Origin of the sequence: Microbacterium sp. CGR2 (genome assembly GCF_003626735.1) — a bacterium.
GTDB lineage: Bacteria > Actinomycetota > Actinomycetes > Actinomycetales > Microbacteriaceae > Microbacterium.
Genome location: NZ_RBHX01000001.1, coordinates 1811145 through 1828837 on the forward strand (window position 1 = coordinate 1811145; position 17693 = coordinate 1828837).

Annotated in this window: 16 protein-coding genes; 7 read left to right on the plus strand and 9 right to left on the minus strand. The window is 68.2% G+C overall.

All coding sequences use genetic code 11. The features are described from left to right. Positions 1 to 5 precede the first annotated feature (5 nt). Positions 6 to 629 carry a 4'-phosphopantetheinyl transferase superfamily protein gene (locus D7252_RS09280; RefSeq protein ID WP_120775134.1) on the plus strand — a complete coding sequence of 208 codons (624 nt, stop codon included), beginning with the start codon at positions 6 to 8 and terminating at the stop codon, positions 627 to 629. Here D7252_RS09280 and D7252_RS09285 read toward each other — a convergent pair. The 3 genes from D7252_RS09285 to D7252_RS20045 are packed head-to-tail and all read right to left on the minus strand — an operon-like array spanning position 610 to position 6519. Continuing rightward, positions 610 to 1929 (minus strand): M1 family metallopeptidase, encoded by a 1320-nt coding sequence (locus tag D7252_RS09285; RefSeq protein WP_120775135.1) that lies wholly within the window; start codon positions 1927 to 1929, stop codon positions 610 to 612. The genes D7252_RS09280 and D7252_RS09285 overlap by 20 nt on opposite strands. Then, positions 1926 to 5876 carry a Pls/PosA family non-ribosomal peptide synthetase gene (locus tag D7252_RS09290; protein ID WP_120775136.1) on the minus strand — a complete coding sequence of 1317 codons (3951 nt, stop codon included), beginning with the start codon at positions 5874 to 5876 and terminating at the stop codon, positions 1926 to 1928. Before D7252_RS09290 ends, D7252_RS09285 begins: the two co-directional genes overlap by 4 nt. Beyond that, positions 5866 to 6519, minus strand: coding sequence for a hypothetical protein (locus D7252_RS20045; RefSeq protein WP_183055248.1), 654 nt, complete (start codon positions 6517 to 6519; stop codon positions 5866 to 5868). Before D7252_RS20045 ends, D7252_RS09290 begins: the two co-directional genes overlap by 11 nt. 196 nt (positions 6520 to 6715) lie before the next feature. Between D7252_RS20045 and D7252_RS09305 the strand changes: the two genes are divergently transcribed. From D7252_RS09305 to D7252_RS09315, 3 genes are read left to right on the plus strand one after another with little or no spacing between them, the layout of a single operon-like run. After that, positions 6716 to 7534 carry a transporter substrate-binding domain-containing protein gene (locus D7252_RS09305; RefSeq protein WP_120775137.1) on the plus strand — a complete coding sequence of 273 codons (819 nt, stop codon included), beginning with the start codon at positions 6716 to 6718 and terminating at the stop codon, positions 7532 to 7534. Between the two features lie 34 nt (positions 7535 to 7568). After that, positions 7569 to 8366 (plus strand): amino acid ABC transporter permease, encoded by a 798-nt coding sequence (locus D7252_RS09310; RefSeq protein ID WP_120775138.1) that lies wholly within the window; start codon positions 7569 to 7571, stop codon positions 8364 to 8366. Continuing rightward, on the plus strand, positions 8363 to 9118 hold the full coding sequence (locus D7252_RS09315) for an amino acid ABC transporter ATP-binding protein (protein WP_120775139.1): 756 nt from the start codon (positions 8363 to 8365) through the stop codon (positions 9116 to 9118). Before D7252_RS09310 ends, D7252_RS09315 begins: the two co-directional genes overlap by 4 nt. 82 nt (positions 9119 to 9200) lie before the next feature. Here D7252_RS09315 and D7252_RS09320 read toward each other — a convergent pair whose 3' ends face one another. The 5 genes from D7252_RS09320 to D7252_RS09340 all read right to left on the minus strand — a co-directional run bounded on the left by D7252_RS09320 (position 9201) and on the right by D7252_RS09340 (position 13807). Further along, positions 9201 to 10292, minus strand: a complete 1092-nt coding sequence (locus tag D7252_RS09320) for an ABC transporter ATP-binding protein (protein ID WP_120775140.1) — start codon at positions 10290 to 10292, stop codon at positions 9201 to 9203. After that, positions 10289 to 11083, minus strand: coding sequence for an ABC transporter permease (locus D7252_RS09325; RefSeq protein ID WP_120776885.1), 795 nt, complete (start codon positions 11081 to 11083; stop codon positions 10289 to 10291). Before D7252_RS09325 ends, D7252_RS09320 begins: the two co-directional genes overlap by 4 nt. Further along, a complete protein-coding gene (locus D7252_RS09330; RefSeq protein ID WP_120776886.1) occupies positions 11080 to 12018 on the minus strand; it encodes an ABC transporter permease subunit in 939 nt (312 codons plus the stop codon). The genes D7252_RS09325 and D7252_RS09330 overlap by 4 nt, the downstream gene beginning before the upstream one ends. After that, entirely contained in the window at positions 12015 to 13154 is a 1140-nt protein-coding gene (locus tag D7252_RS09335) for an ABC transporter substrate-binding protein (RefSeq protein WP_120775141.1), read from the minus strand. Before D7252_RS09335 ends, D7252_RS09330 begins: the two co-directional genes overlap by 4 nt. Before the next feature lie 137 nt (positions 13155 to 13291). After that, the gene (locus D7252_RS09340) at positions 13292 to 13807 is read right to left on the minus strand and encodes a GNAT family N-acetyltransferase (protein ID WP_120775142.1); all 516 of its coding nucleotides are present in this window, start codon (positions 13805 to 13807) and stop codon (positions 13292 to 13294) included. A gap of 25 nt (positions 13808 to 13832) precedes the next feature. On the opposite strand from D7252_RS09340, the gene D7252_RS09345 reads away from it, so the two are divergent. After that, positions 13833 to 14663: a TSUP family transporter gene (locus D7252_RS09345; RefSeq protein WP_120775143.1), complete on the plus strand. Its 831-nt coding sequence runs from the start codon at positions 13833 to 13835 to the stop codon at positions 14661 to 14663. Positions 14664 to 14754: 91 nt separating this feature from the next. On the opposite strand, the gene aspS is transcribed toward D7252_RS09345, so the two are convergent. After that, positions 14755 to 16533, minus strand: a complete 1779-nt coding sequence (aspS, locus tag D7252_RS09350) for an aspartate--tRNA ligase (RefSeq protein WP_120775144.1) — start codon at positions 16531 to 16533, stop codon at positions 14755 to 14757. A 126-nt stretch (positions 16534 to 16659) separates the two neighbouring features. Between aspS and D7252_RS09355 the strand changes: the two genes are divergently transcribed. Together D7252_RS09355 and D7252_RS09360 are read left to right on the plus strand one after the other, a co-directional pair. After that, positions 16660 to 17055: a DUF5684 domain-containing protein gene (locus D7252_RS09355; RefSeq protein ID WP_183055249.1), complete on the plus strand. Its 396-nt coding sequence runs from the start codon at positions 16660 to 16662 to the stop codon at positions 17053 to 17055. A 1-nt stretch (position 17056) separates the two neighbouring features. Beyond that, complete coding sequence (locus D7252_RS09360; protein ID WP_120775145.1) at positions 17057 to 17686, plus strand: histidine phosphatase family protein; 630 nt, start codon at positions 17057 to 17059, stop codon at positions 17684 to 17686. Positions 17687 to 17693: the final 7 nt, after the last annotated feature.

Sequence of the window (17693 nt, forward strand, 5' to 3'; positions counted from 1 at the left end):
ACGGCATGGGTGAGGCGACCTGGCGCGACGTCACGATCCTCTGGGCCCGCGTGTCGGACATGCGCGATTTCACCGCTGCCGACCTCGCGCAGATGGGTGAGCGTCAGCTCGCTCGATCGCGACAGCTCAGCGAAGACCGCGCCGCGGCGTTCCTGGCCGGACGTGCCCTGATCCGTGATGTCGTGAGCCGGCTCGGCGGCGGTGCGGACATCCGCCTCGACAGTCGCTGCGAACGCTGCGGAGAGGATCACGCCGCGCCGAAGACTCCGGGTTTCGTGGTGAGCGTCGGTCACGCAGAGGATCTGGTCGCGGTCGCCGCGGCCCGGGGGACTGCTGCGCTCGGGATCGACGTCGAACCGAACCATGCCGCTGGCCGTGTCGCCGAGCTCGGTCGTCTGTTCGCCCCGGCGGCTGTGCCGACCCTCGCCGCATGGACGCGCATAGAGGCGGCGATCAAGGCTGACGGGCGCGGCATCGCCATCGATCCGAGTGCGGTGCGGATGCAAGAGGAGCCGCAGACATCGGACCAGCGCCTGTGGTCGGTCGTCCTTCCTGGAGCCGTGTCGCGACTGCAGGTCACGACGTTGCCGGGGCCGGTCGGCTTCACCCTCAGCGTCGCGCGGGGCTGACCTCGACGGCATCCGGGAATCGCGGCAGTGACAGTTCGTCGAGCCAGGAGCGCATGAGTGCCCGCCCTTCTGTTCCGACGACTTCCTCGACCAGGCCGAGGAAGTCGTCGGTCGTCACCGAGAGGCCGGCGAACCTCGACGCCCATTCGCGCGTGAACGTGAAGAACAAGTCGGGTCCCGCACTCAGTCGGAGCGCATGCAGGGCCAACGCGCCGCGCTTGTACACCCGGTCGTCGAACATGTACACGGGACCGGGATCGGCCAGCAGAAGGTTTTGGGGAAGAACATCGAGACGCGCGTGATGCGACAGGGCGTGGGCGTGCGCGGATGGGCCGCCGGATGCCTCGGACCAGAGCCACTCCGCGTAGCACGCGAAGCCCTCGTTGAGCCAGATGTCCTGCCAACGGGCGACCCCTACGCTGTTCCCGAACCACTGGTGGGCGAGTTCATGGGCGATCAATCGATCGAACCCGCCGGCGCCGTCGACGTGGTTCGCTCCGAAGATGGCCATGCCCTGAGCTTCGAGCGGGATCTCGAGGTCGTCCGGCGTGACGACGATCTTGTAGGACTCCTGCGGGTACGGCCCGAAGGCGTCGACGAACGCGCGCATCATGTCGGCGAGCGGGGCGAAGTCGCTGCGCACCCGCGAAGCGAGTTCGCGGGGGTAGTACAGACGCCCCGGCGTTTCGCCGAGGGCGACATGATCGTCGGCGTATCGACCGATCTGCACGGTCATCAGGTATGTCGCGGTGAGGACGGGCTGCGTGAAGGTCCATCGGATGCGGCCGCGCTGGGTGGAACGCGTCGCCTTTCCACCGCTCACCACGGTGTAGCCGGGGTCGGTCGTGAACTCCATCCGATAGGTCGCCCGGTCGGCGGGGATGTCATTGCAGGGGAACCAGGTGGGCGCTCCGGTGGGCTGGGAGGCGACGAGTGCGCCATCCTCGAGTTCCTCCCAGCCGATCATTCCCCAGCGGCTGCGTCGTGGCGCCGGGAGTCCTGCGTAGTTCACCGTGATCGTGAACTCCTCGCCCGCAGCCCGCGTCTCCCCGAAAAGCACCTTCACCCGACGCTGGTCCTGCCGGTACGTCGCGTCGCGGTCTCCGCTGACCCGCACCTTCGTCGCCTTCAACCCGACGAGATCGAGCGACACCTGTTTCGTCTCCTCGTGCAGACGCACGTGAAGCACGGCGGTGCCGATGAGGCGGTTGGTCGGCAGGCGGTAGTCGAGTTCCAGGTCGTAGTGCAGCACCCCGAAGCGGTCGTCGCCGCTGTGCGGGGTGTAGACGTCGGCGGTCATGCGTCGGACGCCTGGTACGAACGCACCTTCACGGCTCGCCAGGGGCCGATCGGGTTTCCGCTCCAGCGGCTGCCCACGGGGACGAACTCGCCGCGCATGACAAGAGATGCCGGGCCCACTGTGGCATCCGCTCCGATCGTGGCGGCAGGGAGGATCACGCTGTGGGGTCCCAGCGTCGCACCGTTCTCGAGGGTCACTGCGTCGATGCTCATCACACGATCATGGAACAGATGGGTCTGAACCACACAACCGCGGTTGACCGTGGCGCCGTCCCCGAGGGTCACGAGGTCGGGTTCGGGCAGCCAGTAGCTGTCCGTCCACACACCGCGACCGATCTTCGCTCCGAGGGTGCGGAGCCAGATGGCGAGCGCGGGAGTGCCCGATGCCGCGTTGGCGAACCAGGGGGCGGCGACCATCTCGGTGAAGGTGTCCGACACCTCGGTGCGCCAGACGAAACTCGACCACAGGGGATGCTCACCCGGACGGATGGGCCCCACGATGAGCCACTTGGCTGCCGTGGTGATCGCTGCGGCAGCGGCGCCGGCGATGAGCATCACCGCGGGCGAGAGGGCGATGGCCCACGCCACTCCCGCGGTGTCGACGATGGCGGCGAGCGTCATCATCACCGCGAGTCCGATCGCGCAGGTGACGAGCACCGGGATGATGCGACATGCCTCCCACAGCGCCCGGGCGACGCGCAGCCCTGGGCGTGGACGATAGGTGCGCTCGAGGTCGGCGTCGTTGACCACACGTCGAAGGCGCGTGGCGGGTGAACCCATCCACGACGATCCGGCTTTGGCTTTGAGGGGAGCGACCGACAGCACGGCCACGAGCCCGTCGCGCGGGACGTTGTGTCCGCCGGCGGCCAGGCCGGAGTTGCCGAGGAACGCACGCTTGCCGATGCGTGCCCGTGCCAGTCGCATCCAGCCGCCCTGCAGCTCGTACGTCGCCACCATCGTGTCGTCGGCGAGGAACGCACCGTCGGCGATCGTCGTGAGCTTCGGGATGAGGAGCACGGTCGAGGCCTCGACATCGCGTCCGACGTCGGCTCCCAGCGCGCGTAGCCACAGGGGCGTGAGGATGCTGGAGTACAGCGGAAACAGGAACGTGCGCGCCGAGTCGAGCAGGCGCTCGGTCGTCCAGGCCTGCCACGCGACTCTCGACCGTACGGGGTGGATCCCCTCGGCCAGCCCGATGCCGAGGAGGCGGACGAGCGCCAGCACCAGGATCGCGAAGAGGGCTCCGGCGAGCAGCACGGCGGGTGCGAGCATCGCCAGCATGCCGGGGATCGCGTCGAGCAGGGAGTCTGCCCCGCGCATTCCCGTCGCGAGGACGGCGCCTCCGCTCGCGAACGCCAGGAGCGGCAGGATCCCGAGAACGGCGGACGACGCTGCGAAGGCGAGGAGCCACCGTCTTCTGCTCGGCGGACGCGTACGGGCGAAGGGCTGTGATGCGCCGCCGATGCGTGCCGCCGGTGATCCGGCCCAGCGCTGGTTGGCGCGCACTCGGCCGAACACAGCCGACCCCGGTGCGATCTCGGCGCCGCGACCGATCTTGGTACCGGGGGCGAGGGTGCTGCGCGCCCCGATCGTGGCGTCCGCCCCGATGCGGATTCCGCCGATGCGCACGGTGTCGCCGTCGATCCAATAACCCGTCAGGTCGACTTCGGGTTCCACCGATGCCCCGGCCCCGATGTCGAGCATGCCGGTGATGGGCGGAACCGTGTGTAGATCGACGTCTTTGTGGATGCGGGCACCGAGCGCCCGGGCGTAGTACACGACCCACGGCGCACCGGCGAGGCCGACCGGGTCGACCTGTTGGGCGATCTGCTCGGCCAGCCACAGGCGCAGGTGCACCGCGCCTCCGCGAGGGTGGTCCCCGGGACGCACGCCGGCGAGCAGGAGCCGGGCGGCCACCGCTGCGATCGTCATCTTGCCCACCGGTGTGGCGAAGAGCAGCAGGCCGCCGACGATGATCCAGCCCGACACATCGGGGAGGAACTCGAAACCGGGAGCGAGCCGCAGCAGCCAGCTCGCGGCGAGGACGAAGAGCAACCAACGGATGCCGGTGAAGACGAACAGCGGGAGTCCGGCGATCGTCTGCACCCACTGCATCCGCCGCGGCGTCGGTCGCGGTTGGCTGAAGACGCGGTCCTCCTGCTCGTCCTGCGCTTCGTCCTCGACGGCATCCGCCATCTGACGCAGGCGCGGCAGGTCGTACACGTCGGTCATCGTGAATTCGGGTGCGCGGGTGCGCAGGCGGGAGACGAGCTGGGCCGCGGCGAGTGAACCGCCGCCGAGTTGGAAGAAGTCGGCGTCCTCATCTGCGGGCCGGATGCCGAGGACCGCGAACCACTGCTCGGCGAGCCACGCCGCCGTGCCGGACAGGGTGGAGTCTCCGGCGTCGGGGGATTCGAGTGGCCAGGGCAGGGCGGCCTTGTCGACCTTGCCGGAGGTGCGCACCGGCAGATCGTCGACGATCGCGAGCAGGGGGATGAGCGGTGCGGGAAGAGTCTCGGAGAGTTCGGTGCGTGCCGTGTGGCGGTCGAACCCCTGGTCGGGAACGACGTAGCCGACGAGCAACGGCATCCCGGTCTCGGTCTTCTGCACCACCACGGTCGCCGCCGACACGGCGGTGAGTGATTGCAACGCCGCTTCCACTTCGCCGAGTTCGATGCGCCGTCCACCGATCTTCACCTGGTCATCGGCGCGGCCCTGGAAGATCAGCCCCGCCGACTCGAGCCGCACGAGGTCGCCAGAGCGGTAGGCGCGATCCCAGCCGAGCGAGGGCATCGCCGCGTACTTCTCCGCATCCTTCTGCGGGTCGAGGTAGCGGGCCAGACCGACGCCGCCGATGATCAGCTCGCCGGTCTCGCCCTCGGCGACGCGCTCGCCGAGGGCGTCGACGACGGCGAGGGACCAGCCGTCGAGAGGCAGCCCGATGCGTACCGGGCCTCGGCCGTCCATGCGGGAGGCGCAGGCGACCACGGTTGCCTCGGTCGGGCCGTAGGTGTTCCAGACCTCTCGGCCGTCGGACGCGAGCCGGGCCACGAGCTCGGGCGGGCAGGCCTCTCCGCCGAAGATCAGCAGGCGCACGTTCTCGATCGCGTCCTGCGGCCAGAGCGCGGCGAGGGTCGGGACGGTCGACACGACGGTGATGCCGTGGCCGAGCAGCCACGGGCCGAGGTCTTCGCCGGAGCGCACGAGCGCACGGGGCGCGGGCACGAGGCATGCACCGTGACGCCACGCGAGCCACATCTCCTCGCACGAGGCGTCGAAGGCGACCGACAGGCCCGCGAGCACGCGGTCGCCGGGTCCCAGGGGAGCATCCTGCAGGAAGATCTTCGCCTCGGCGTCGACGAACGCCGCTGCCGAGCGCTGCGAGACGGCCACGCCCTTCGGCACTCCGGTCGAGCCCGAGGTGAAGATGACCCAGGCGTCGTCGTCGATGGTCGGCGGAGCGATCGTGGGGGCCGCAGCGGTGCTCGGGTGCGGCGTGCCGCTGCGGAAGAGCGCGACAGACCGGGACCCGGCCTCCGGGGCGGCGGGACCGCCAGACGAACGATAGACGCCGTTGCCCGTGATGCTGCCGGCGATGCGGGCCTCGCGGAAGACCAGGTCGGCGCGCTCTTGCGGGTCATCGGTGTCGACCGGCACGTACGCGGCACCGGCAGCCATCGTGCCCAGGATCGCGATGTACAGCTCGCGTCTGCCCGACGCGAGCCGGATGCCGACACGATCGCCCTGCTGCACGCCGTGTTCGCGGAGCAACGCCGCTGTCCGCCAGACGTGGGCGAGCAGCTCGGCGTAACTCACCGCTCCGTCGGCGTCCTCGATCGCGGAGGCGTCCGGATGCTGCGCTGCGGTGTCTCGGAGGATGTCGATGAGCGTGCGAGGCGGTGGTGCCGCGGCGGTGCGGTCCAGCGCGCCCTGTCCGTCAGCGCTCAAGGAAGTCGATCAGCGCGGCCTTCGAGAGTCGGGAGTAGCCGGTGCGCCCGGCCATGCGGGCGCGGGCCCGCAGTTCGACCACGGTCAGACCGGAGAGGTCTTCGACCGGCGGTACAGCGCGGACGGGGGTGACCGGGGTGGTGGGCGGCACCGGGGCGGTGGGCGGCACCGGGGCGGTGGCCGGCACCGGCGAGGTGACGGGCGACGGCGCAGCGACGGGGGCCGGGGTCGCCTTCGTCGGCGTCGCTTTCGTCGGCGCCGCTTTCGTCGGGGCCGCTTTCGTCGGGGCCGCTTTCGTCGGGGCCGCCTTCTTCCGGGCGTCCGTCATGCGGGCGTCCTTCTTCGGAGCATCCTTCTTCGACGAATCCGACTTCTTCGCCTTCTTCGGCGTCTGCAGACGCGCCGTCGCGTCCTGCAGGCGCTCCGTCGCGGCCGCCGCGGACTTCGTGACCTTCTTCGGGCGGTCGGCGATCTTCTTCTTCGACACCTTGGCGGCGTCCTTGGCATCCTCGACGAGTGGCTTGAGCTTCTTCGCGTCCTTCTTCGGAAGCGACTTGATCAGCTTCTTGGCGTCTTTCGCCGCATCCTTGGCAGCATCGACGGCCGCCTCCGCGTTGCGATGCGCTGTGGTCTTCTTCGCCATCTCTGGTCTCCTTGCGTCGGAGGGCACACTCTCGTGTGTTTCGGCCATGAGGATAGCGCCCCCGAGTTAACGGCAGGTTGCAACACAAATGTGATCAGCCCGAAACATGTCGGGTTGGTCGTCGCGAGCGAGCGCATGTTTAGATGAACTCCTACCCGTCCGTGGGCAGCAACGCCCTCGTCACACTGGAGCCGACATGCCTCGTCGCAATCTCTTCGCCGGCCTTGCCCTCGCGGCGACGGCCACCCTCGCACTCTCCGGCTGCGCGACCGGAGGTTCCGACGACACCGACGCAGGCGCTCCGGCAGCGGGCGAAGACTACGGTCTGATCGAAGACGGCACGCTCACGGTCTGCTCCGACATCCCCTACGCACCGTTCGAGTTCGAGGGTGGCGACAACGGCACCGGCTACACCGGCTTCGACATCGACCTGCTCGACGCGATCGCCAAGAAGCTCGACCTGAAGCTCGCTGTGCAGGATGTCGCGTTCGAGGCTCTGCAGTCCGGCACGACACTCGCGTCGGGACAGTGCGACATCGGTGCGTCGGCGATGACGATCACCGAAGAGCGCAAGGCCAACATCGACTTCTCGGACCCGTACTACGACTCGCTGCAGTCGCTGCTGGTGGGCACCGACTCCGGCATCGAGTCCATCGACGACCTCGACGGCAAGGCCGTCGGAGTGCAGCAGGGCACGACGGGTGAGGCTTACGCCAACGAGAACGCCGAGGGCGCGGAGATCGTGCAGTACCCCTCCGACGGGGAGCTGTGGCCGGCGATGCAGTCGGGCCTGATCGACGCGATCCTCCAGGACCAGCCGGTGAACCTCGAGCACGAGAAGGCCGATGACGCCTACGCGATCGTCGAGGAGTACGAGACCGGTGAGTCCTACGGCTTCGCCTTCGCGAAGGGCGAGCGCGACGAACTGCTCGAAGCAGTCAACGGTGCCCTCGCAGAGCTGAAGGACAGCGGCGACTACAAGACGATCTACGACACCTACTTCACCGCGAAGTAATCGGCGAGCGCAGCAGGACAGGGAGTCCTTGACAATGGCGTTGAGGCGCACCACGAAGAGCAAGCTCTATCGGTACATCGTCTACGCGGTGCTGATCGCGATCGTCGTCTGGGCGGCGGTCACCACGGACTGGGCGAAGATCGGTCCGCTGTTCTTCAACCCCGAAGTCGCGGCCCAGATGTTCCCCGCGATCATCACGACCGCTCTCGTCAACACGCTGTGGTTCACGGCCGTGGCCTTCGCGGCCGGTCTGGTGCTCGGCGTCATCCTGGCGCTGTTGAAGCTGTCGAGCATCGGCCCGTTTCGCTGGATCGCCACAGCCTGGATCGAACTCTTCCGCGGGCTTCCTGCGATCCTCACCATCTTCGGCGTGGCGTACGTGCTGCCGATCGCCCTCGGCGTCTCGGGCCGAGACCTCGGCGGACCCGTGGTGCTGGGGCTGATCGGTCTGATCCTGGTGGCGTCGGCCTACATGGCCGAGACCATCCGTGCGGGTATCCAGGCGGTCCCCAAGGGGCAGACCGAGGCGGCGCGCTCCCTCGGGATGTCGCCGATGAAGACGACCTTCTGGATCGTCGTGCCGCAGGGTTTCCGCATCATCATCCCGCCGCTGACCAACGAGTTCGTGCTTCTGCTGAAGGACACGTCGTTGCTGTTCGTCGCGGGCACGTTGATCTGGTCGAAAGAGCTCACCAACTTCGCCCGTGACGCGACCACGCAGACCTCGAACGCGACACCGCTCATCATGGCGGCGGTCCTGTACCTGATCGTGACGATCCCCCTCACACGCTTCAGTGCGTGGCTGGAACGACGGATGGCGAGGCAGCGATGAGCACCGACCTGATTGATGTGCACGCCCCCGCGATCGACCTGCAGGGGCTGGTGAAGAGCTTCGGGGACAACGAGGTGCTCAAGGGCATCGACCTCACGGTCACGGCCGGTGAGGTCGTCTGTGTCATCGGTCCGTCGGGCTCGGGCAAGTCGACACTGCTGCGTTCCGTGAACCTGTTGGAGGAGCCGACCGGCGGCAAGGTGCTGATCGAGGGCATCGACATCACCGATCCCGACGTCGACATCGACCGGGTGCGCACGCGAATCGGCATGGTGTTCCAGAGCTTCAACCTCTTCCCGCACCTCAACGTGCTCGGCAACCTGACCATCGCTCAGCAGCGGGTGAAGAAGCGGTCCAAGGGGGAGTCCGAGAAGGTCGCACACGCCATGCTCGAGCGGGTCGGTCTCGCCGAGAAGGCGGACGCCTTCCCCGGACACCTCTCCGGTGGGCAGCAGCAGCGCGTGGCCATCGCGCGTGCACTCTGCATGAACCCCGACATGATGCTGTTCGACGAGCCGACCTCGGCCCTCGACCCCGAACTCGTGGGAGAGGTGCTGCAGGTCATGCGGCAGCTCGCCGACGAAGGCATGACGATGTTGGTGGTGACCCACGAGATGGGCTTCGCCCGTGAGGTCGGGTCGCGGCTGATCTTCATGGACGGCGGACACATCGTCGAAGAGGGCGACCCGCGCGAAGTGATCGGCAACCCGCAGCATCAGCGCACGAAGGACTTCCTCTCCCGCGTGCTGTAACCGGGACCACCTCGGTCGTCGAGCGTCGTCTCGTCGCTGCGCTTCTCGCTCGACGACCGGTGCGGGCGAATGAGCCCGCCGCTCAGCCGCGCGGATGCACGGCGACGGGCTCCGGCGCGACGGCGATGCGCACCCGTTCGCCGAAAGCGGGATGGATGCCGGGGGCATGCTGCACTCGGACCAGCTCCCCGGATTCGGTGCGCACCAATGTCCGCCGCATGCTGCCCAGGAACGTGCTCTCCTCGACCACCGCGTCGGCGGCGGCATCCGCATCGGAGGCGAAGTACACGTTCTCCGGTCGGAGATAGACGTCGACCGGGCCGTCTGCCGGACCCTGAAGTGGCAGGGCCTGCCCCCAGACGAACACGTGATCGCCGTCGGCGACGCCGGAGACGACGCTCGACAGACCGACGAAGGCGGCGACACCTGCGGTCGACGGCGTCGTGTACAACTGCTCGGGGGAACCGATCTGCTCGATGCGTCCCGCGTTCATCACCGCGATCCGGTCGGAGACGGCGAGCGCCTCCTCCTGGTCGTGCGTCACGAAGACCGTGGTGATGCCGAGCCGCAGTTGGATGCGGCGGATCTCGTCACGCAGCTGCACGCGCACCTTGGCGTCCAGGGCCGACAGCGGCTCGTCCAACAGCAGCACCTTGGGCTCGGTGACGAGAGCTCGCGCGAGCGCTACGCGTTGCTGCTGACCGCCGGAGAGCTGATGGGGGAACCGATCCGCGAAGTCGGCGAGACCGACGAGCGCCAGGGCGTCGAGGGCCCGCTTCGCGGCATCCGCTCTTCCTGCCCCTCGTCGGCGGAGGCCGAACGCAGTGTTGTCCACGACTCGCAGGTGCGGGAACAGCGAATACGACTGGAAGACCATGCCGATGTCGCGCTTGTTCGTGGGCACGCGTGAGACATCCCCACCTCCCAGCAGCACCGCACCCTCGTCGGCCCCTTCGAGCCCGGCGAGCACCCGGAGCAGGGTCGTCTTCCCGCAGCCGGAGGGGCCGAGCAGCGACACGAACTCGCCGGGAGCGATGTCGAGGTCCACGCCGTGCAGAACGCGTGTGCCGGCATAGCTCTTCACGATGCCCTGCAGCTCGACCCGGGTGCCCTCACCGGCTTCGGCGAGCAGCAGGTTGTCCTTGGTGCGGGGGAGGACGTGGTCGGCGGTCATGAGCGGGCCTTTCCGGTGCCGCGAGCGACGCGGCCGATGATGAGGAGCAGCAGGAAGACGAACAGCAGCGCCAACAGGGTGAAGATCGCGGGAGCGTACGGGTCCTGCTTCTGCACGACGACCATGGCGGTCTGGAAGACCTGACGGTTCAGCAGCGAAGCGATCGTGAACTCGCCCAGCACCACCGCGATCGAGATGAGGGATGCGGCCAGCAGGCCTTGGCGGAGGTTCGGAGCGAGCACTTTCAGGACGACGGCCGGCCAGCTCGCGCCGAGCGAGCGGGCCGCCTCGGCGAGGGTGCGCAGGTCGGCCGCGTCGATCGAGGCCTGGATGGACCGGAAGGCGAACGGCAGCACGGTGATGCCGTAGGCGAAGGCGAGCGTCCACGTTCCGGTACCGAGAGCGCGTCCGATCTGCAGGTAGATCGGCGCGAGACCGACGACCAGCACGATCGCGGGGATCGAGATGGGCAGCAGCACCACGAACTCGAACATCGACTTGAGCTTCGGGAACCGCAGGTTGACCAGGATCATGGTCGGAGCGAGCAGGAGCAGCACGATCGCGACGGTGATGACCGCCAGGATCAACGAGTTGCCGAGCCCGAGCCAGATCGGTCTGATCGCGGCGGATGCGGCGGGGTCGAAGAGCGCCGTCCAGCGAGCGAACGACATCCCGCCGGACGGATCGCGCAGGGTGAAGAGGAACGTCGACACCAACGGGATGAGGAAGAACGCACCGACGACGATGCCGATGATCCACCGGGTCGCGGGGGCAGGGCCGAGGCGGTTCACGACTGCCACCTCGCGGCTCGTCGCTGCACGAGGGAGTACAGGGCCATCACTGCCGCGACGACGATGATCATCCCGAGCGCGAGTGCTCCGGCGAGATTCTCGCGTCCGAGCACGGTCTCGCTGGTGAGCGCCGCCCGGATCTGCAGCGGCACGATCTGTGCGCCCTGGCTCGCGAGGGCCGCGGCCGTCGCGTACGAGGAGAACGCGTTGGCGAACAGCAGCAGCGCGCTGGCGAGGAACGAGGGGGCGAGCACCGGGATGCCGACACGCAGCCAGAAGCTCATGCGGGTTCCCCCGAGGGTGAGGGTCGCTTCGGACCACTGCGGCTTGAGTGCGGCCAGCGCGGGCATGAAGGTGATCACCATCAGCGGGACCTGGAAGTAGATGTACGGCAGGATCAGGCCGGGGAGTTCATACAGCCACGTGCCGTCCGCGAAGATGTTGAACCCGAAGGTGTCCTGGAGGAAGAGGGTGACGACGCCCTGGATGCCGATCGTCGCGATGAACGCGAAGGCCAGCATGACGCCACCGAACTGTGCCAGCACTCCGGCCGCGGCATCGACGCTCGAGCGGGTCGCGCCCTCGGGGTTCATGCCCAGCAGGGCGTAGCAGACGAGAGCTCCGACGACGGCTCCGACGACGGCCGTCAGCAGCGACAGGCCGGCGGAGTTCGCGAAGGTGGTCAGCACGACGGGATCACCGAGCGCCGACACATTCCCCCAGGTGAAGACGCCGTCCTTCGTGAAGAAGCCGGAACCGATCGCGAGCACTGTCGGTACCGCCAGGAACAGGACGACGTAGGCGGCGAACGGCACGAGTCCCAGCCAGGCCCAGGCGGGAGCGGACCGCCGGGGCCTCGCGTCGTGCGAGGGCCCGGCGGGTGTGACGGGGGCGGATGCCGCAGCATCCGCCCCCGCGGGGGCGAGGGTCGTCACTGGACGGCCGCGGCCCACTTCTCGCCGAGCAGCGTGCCGGCGTTCTCGCTCTGCGCCTCGGTCGGCACGACCGTGTCTGCGGGCACCTCGGGGAGCGCCGCTGCGAGGTCGGCGTCGATCGTTCCGGCCTCGGTCATGGCCTCCATCCGTGCCGGCCGTGCGCCGCCCTTCAGCCAGAGGTTCTGCACGTCGTCGCTGTAGAGGAACTCCTGCCACAGGCGAGCGGCCGCCGGGTTGGGAGCGTCCTTGTTGATCGCTTGGTTGTAGTACCCGGCGTAACCGGTGCCGTCGAGCACGACGACCTCCCAGTTCTCGTTGTCGGCCGTGTGCGCGGCGTTCAAGTAGTCCCAGTCGAAGACGACGGGCGTCTCACCGCTCGTGACGGTCGCGGTGGTGACGTCGACCTTGAGCATGTTGCCGGCCTTCTGCAGGTCGGTGAAGAAGTCGATGCCCGGCTGAAAGTCGTCGAGCGTGCCGTCGGACTGGACGGTCGCGAGGCCGACGGCTGCGAACGCCGCGCCCGCCTGCGTCGGGTCGCCGTTGATCGCCACAGCGCCCTTGTAATCGGCGCCCAGCAGGTCGTCGAGGGATTCGGGGGCGTCGAACTTCGAGGAGTCGTAGCCGATGGACATGTACCCCCCGTAGTCGCCGACGAACAGGCCGGTCGACTCCTTGAGGGCGTCGGGGATGTCGTCCCAGGTCTCGACCTTGTAGGGGGCGAAGACGTCGGTGTTCTGCAGGGCGACCGTGAGCCCGAGGTCGAACACGTCGGGAGCTGTGTCCAATCCTTCGTTCGTCTTCGCCGCCTGGATCTCTTCGGCGCTGGAGACATCGGGTGACGCCTCGTTGATCGTGATCTCGGGGTACTTCTCCGCGAAGAGATCGAGGATCTCGCCGTAGTTCGCCCAGTCGCGCGGAAGGGCGATGACGTTGAGCTGTCCTTCGGCCTTCGCCGCAGCCTCGAGGTCGGCGAACGAGCCGAAGTCGGCGACGGAAGTGGCGTCCGCGGCGTCGACCGCGTCGCTTCCGGAAGCCGGAGCGTCGGTCGCGCCTGCGCAGGAGGTGAGCGCGAGTACGGCGGCGGTGGCCAGGGAGATGCCTGCGCCGATGCGAGCGCGGCGGGTGATGCGAGCCATGAGTGTCCTCTCGTGTCCGGCGGGTCGCCGGGGTGCGAGTGGACACTATTGGCGGCGGGTTACCGGTGATCCTGCGCCGAGTGAACACGGGGTGACCGGGCGGTGGCGCCTCGGCTCGGGTCGCTGGTGCCGTCGATTCAGCCCTGCGGGACGTTGTACTTGAAACCCCTGTGCGAGCCGACGTAGCCGAGCCGCTCGTAGAACCGGTGGGCGTCGACGCGCTTCGCATCGGACGTGAGCTGCACCATCGCGACCCCGAGTGTCGGCGCAGCGATGTCGGAGACCCAGCGCATCGTGGCGGAGCCGATCCCCGACGAGCGCAGGTCGCTGCGCACACGCACCGCCTCGACCAGCAGGCGGCGTGCGCCGCGGCGAGCCATGCCAGGGATCGAGGTGAGCTGCAGTGTGCCGACGATCGAGTCGTCGAGCTCGACGACAAGCAGATCGTTGGCGGGATCGGCAAGGATCTCCCGGAGCGCCGCCGCGTAGGCCGGGCGATCGGATTCGGATGCCACGTCGCCCCGCGCCGCACTGATCGGGTCGTCGGACAGCAGAGTGATGATGGCATCCGCATCTTCGGTCACCGCGCGACGCAGGGTGGCGTTTCCCGCCCTGGACTCGAGGACATGCGGGAGGGCGAGGGCGTCGAGCATGTCCCCAGTCTGGCATCCTGAAACGATGGATATCGGCGCTCTCCTCGGACTCGAGCAGCTCACGTGGGGCGTGCTGATCCTCGTCATCATCGCCGCTTTCTGTGCCGGCTGGATCGACGCGGTCGTCGGTGGCGGGGGACTGCTGCAGCTTCCCGCCCTGCTGCTGATTCCGGGGATGTCGCCGGTGCAGGCACTGGCGACCAACAAGCTCGCCTCCGTCTTCGGCACAGCCACCAGCAGCGTCACGTACTACCGCCGCGCGAAGCCCGACATCCGCACCGCGATTCCGATGGCCGCCGTCGCGTTCATCGGGTCATTCGGTGGAGCGGCGGTCGCGATCATCCTCCCGCCGGCCGCCTTCAAGCCCATCATCGTGGTGGCGCTGCTGGCCGTCGCCCTGTTCACGGCGTTCAAGCCGCAGATGGGTGCCGCCACGCAGCTGCGCTTCCACGGGCACAAACACCACATCATGGCCGGCGTCTCGGGCCTCGCCATCGGCTTCTACGACGGGATGATCGGTCCCGGCACGGGCACCTTCCTCGTGATCACGCTGGTCGCCCTGCTCGGGTACGACTTCCTGCAGGCGAGTGCGAAGGCCAAGATCGTCAATCTCGCCACCAATGCCGGCGCGCTGATGCTGTTCATCCCGCACGGTGCCGTGCTCTGGCTCCTCGGTGGAATCCTGGCGGTCGCGAACGTCGCAGGCAGCTACCTGGGGTCGCGCATGGCGATCGCGCGGGGGACGACGTTCATCCGTGTGGTGTTCCTCGTCGTCGTGATCGCGCTGATCGGCAAGCTCGGCGTCGACGTCTGGAACGAGAACATCGTCCCGGCGTTCGCCGGTCTTGCGGGGTGAGGCGTTTCGTCTCGCTGGCGCTCGCTCAACGACCGGTGGGTGAAGCCCCCCGGTCATCGAGCGAGCAACGAGACGAAACGCCTCGACCGCGTCAGGCCTCGTCGTCGGGCTCGAAGTCGACGCCGGCCTCGGCGCGCTGGGCCGGGGTGATCGGTGCCGGAGCTGCGGTCAGCGGGTCGAAGCCGTTGCCCGACTTCGGGAACGCGATGACCTCGCGGATCGACTCGGTCTTCGACAGGTGCTGCAGCACGCGGTCCATGCCGAGCGCGATGCCGCCGTGGGGCGGGGCGCCGAACTTGAACGCCTCGAGTAGGAAGCCGAACTGCTCGTCCGCCTGCTCCTCACTGATGCCCATGACCTCGAACACGCGCTTCTGCACGTCTTCCCGATGGATGCGGATCGAGCCGCCGCCGAGCTCTGAGCCGTTGCAGACGATGTCGTACGCGTAGGCGAGCGCGGAACCCGGGTCGGTGTCGAACGTGTCCTGGAACTCGGGCTTCGGGCCGGTGAACGCGTGATGCACGGCGGTCCAGGCGCCGGCGCCGACGGCGACGTCACCGGAGGCCACGGCATCCGCCGCAGGCTCGAACATCGGGGCGTCGACCACCCAGGTGAACGCGAAGTCGTCCGGGTTCAGGTAGTCGAGGCGACGGCCGATCTCCACGCGTGCGGCACCGAGGAGCGCGCGGCTCTCCTTGGTGGAGCCGGCGGCGAAGAACACGCAGTCACCCGGTTCCGCGCCGACGAACTCCGCCAGACCCGCCTGCTCGCTGTCGGACAGGTTCTTCGCTACGGGGCCACCGAGCGATCCGTCTTCGTTGAAGAGCACATACGCGAGCCCACGGGCGCCGCGCTGCTTCGCCCAGTCCTGCCACGCGTCGAGCTGCTTGCGCGGCTGGCTCGCACCACCCGGCATCCGCACAGCGCCGACGTACTCGGCCTGGAAGACGCGGAACGGTGTCTCAGCGAAGTATTCGGTCGCCTCCACGAGTTCGAGACCGAAGCGCAGGTCGGGCTTGTCGGAACCGTATTTGGCCATCGCCTCGGCGTAGGTCATACGCGGCAGCGGCAGAGCGACCTCGACCCCGATCGTCGACCACATCGCCTGGATGAGCGACTCCATCAGCGTGATGACGTCTTCCTGGTCGACGAAGCTCATCTCGATGTCGAGCTGGGTGAACTCCGGCTGGCGGTCAGCGCGGAAGTCTTCGTCACGGTAGCAGCGGGCGATCTGGAAGTACTTCTCGACGCCGCCGACCATCAGCAGCTGCTTGAACAGCTGCGGCGACTGCGGCAGGGCGTACCAGCTGCCGGGGCTCAGGCGCGCGGGCACGAGGAAGTCGCGGGCGCCTTCCGGAGTCGAGCGGGTGAGCGTGGGAGTCTCCACCTCGGTGAAGTCCTCGGAGTGCAGCACGTCGCGGATCGCCTTGTAGACGTTCGAGCGCAACCGGAGAGCGGACGCCTGGGCCGGCCGGCGGAGGTCGAGGTAGCGGTACTTGAGACGCGCTTCCTCGCCGACGGTCTCGGTGTCGGCGAGGGCCGTGGACACCTGGAACGGCAGGGGAGCGGACTCGTTGAGCACCTCGACGTCGGTCGCGATGAGCTCGATCTCGCCGGTGGGAAGGTTCGGGTTCGCGTTTCCCTCGGGGCGCTGCGACACTTCCCCGGTCACCTTCAGGACGAACTCGTTGCGCAACGGGTGGGCGATCTCCTCGTCGCGGATGACGACCTGGGCGATGCCCGACGCATCCCGCAGATCGATGAATGCGACTCCTCCGTGGTCACGACGGCGATCGACCCACCCGGTGAGGGTGACGGTCTGACCGATGTGCTCGGCTCGCAGTGAGCCTGCCGAGTGGGTGCGAAGCACGGAGGATTCCTTCTGATCTGGGGAATGGTGAACCCGCCCATTCTACGGGGGCCGTGCGTGGCTCCTCGGCCCCGTTCCCCGTCGGCCGCGAAGGCTCAGTATGATCGCCTCGAACGAAAGGCGCCCATGAACACCGCTCTGGTCCACGCGGAAGCCAACGGCATCCCCGACCTCTTCTCCCAGATCTTCTCCGGAACCCTCGGCGTCGTCGCCCTCGTCTTCTACATCCTCGTCGCGGTCTCCCTGTGGAAGGTGTTCACGAAGGCCGGCTACCCCGGCATCCTCGCGCTCATCCCGCTCGTGAACCTGGTCGTCCTCGTGCGGATCAGCGGCATGAGCGGCTGGTTCGCCCTGCTCTATCTGATCCCGGTCGTCAACTTCGTCTTCGGCATCATCGTGGCGTTCAAGTTGGGGGAGCGCTTCGGCAAGGGCGGATTCTTCTCCTTCTTCCTGCTCGTCCTCTTCCCGTACATCGGCTACCTGATCATCGGATTCGGCGACGCCCGGTACCGCGAGGCGTGACGTGGCGGCCTCCCGACTCCATCTCGTCCGTCATGGTGAAGTGCACAACCCGAAGCGGGTGCTCTACGGTCGCCTCCCCGGCTACCACCTGAGCAAGGCCGGGCGGGGGATGGCGCAGGCCGCTGCGGACCATGTGGCGGGTCTCGACCGCGTCGTGACCGAGCTGTACGCCTCGCCCCTGGAGCGCGCGCAGGAGTCGGCTGAGCCGTTCGCCGCCCGATTCGACCTCGTTCCGGAGATCGACATCCGGGTGATCGAGCCGACCAACGTCTTCGAGGGGACGCAGATGCGCCGCTCACTCATGAACCCGCTGAACTGGTGGCACCTGCGGCAACCGTCTCTGCCGAGTTGGGGGGAACCCTATGCATCGGTCGCGCAGCGGATGCTCGGCATCATGGACGAAGCATGGGATGCCGCCGACCACGGCGACGTGGTGATGGTCTCGCACCAGGCCCCGATCTGGATCACACACCTCCGCGTCGCAGGCCTGCCGTTGCAGCACGACCCCCGCACTCGGCGGTGCGCGCTGTCCAGTGTGACGTCCTTCGAACGCGTCGGCGATGTGTGGCGCGAAGTCGCCTACGCCGAGCCCGCCGCGACCGGCAGTGCCGTCGACGTCGGGGCGGTCTGACAGGCCG

Excerpts from the sequence above, each read along its gene's own strand:
- D7252_RS09280 (WP_120775134.1), top strand. The coding sequence starts at position 6 with ATGGGTGAGGCGACCTGGCGCGACGTCACGATCCTCTGGGCCCGCGTG.
- D7252_RS09285 (WP_120775135.1), bottom strand. The coding sequence starts at position 1,929 with ATGACCGCCGACGTCTACACCCCGCACAGCGGCGACGACCGCTTCGGG.
- D7252_RS20045 (WP_183055248.1), bottom strand. The coding sequence starts at position 6,519 with ATGGCGAAGAAGACCACAGCGCATCGCAACGCGGAGGCGGCCGTCGAT.
- D7252_RS09305 (WP_120775137.1), top strand. The coding sequence starts at position 6,716 with ATGCCTCGTCGCAATCTCTTCGCCGGCCTTGCCCTCGCGGCGACGGCC.
- D7252_RS09310 (WP_120775138.1), top strand. The coding sequence starts at position 7,569 with ATGGCGTTGAGGCGCACCACGAAGAGCAAGCTCTATCGGTACATCGTC.
- D7252_RS09315 (WP_120775139.1), top strand. The coding sequence starts at position 8,363 with ATGAGCACCGACCTGATTGATGTGCACGCCCCCGCGATCGACCTGCAG.
- D7252_RS09320 (WP_120775140.1), bottom strand. The coding sequence starts at position 10,292 with ATGACCGCCGACCACGTCCTCCCCCGCACCAAGGACAACCTGCTGCTC.
- D7252_RS09335 (WP_120775141.1), bottom strand. The coding sequence starts at position 13,154 with ATGGCTCGCATCACCCGCCGCGCTCGCATCGGCGCAGGCATCTCCCTG.
- D7252_RS09340 (WP_120775142.1), bottom strand. The coding sequence starts at position 13,807 with ATGCTCGACGCCCTCGCCCTCCCGCATGTCCTCGAGTCCAGGGCGGGA.
- D7252_RS09345 (WP_120775143.1), top strand. The coding sequence starts at position 13,833 with ATGGATATCGGCGCTCTCCTCGGACTCGAGCAGCTCACGTGGGGCGTG.
- D7252_RS09355 (WP_183055249.1), top strand. The coding sequence starts at position 16,660 with ATGAACACCGCTCTGGTCCACGCGGAAGCCAACGGCATCCCCGACCTC.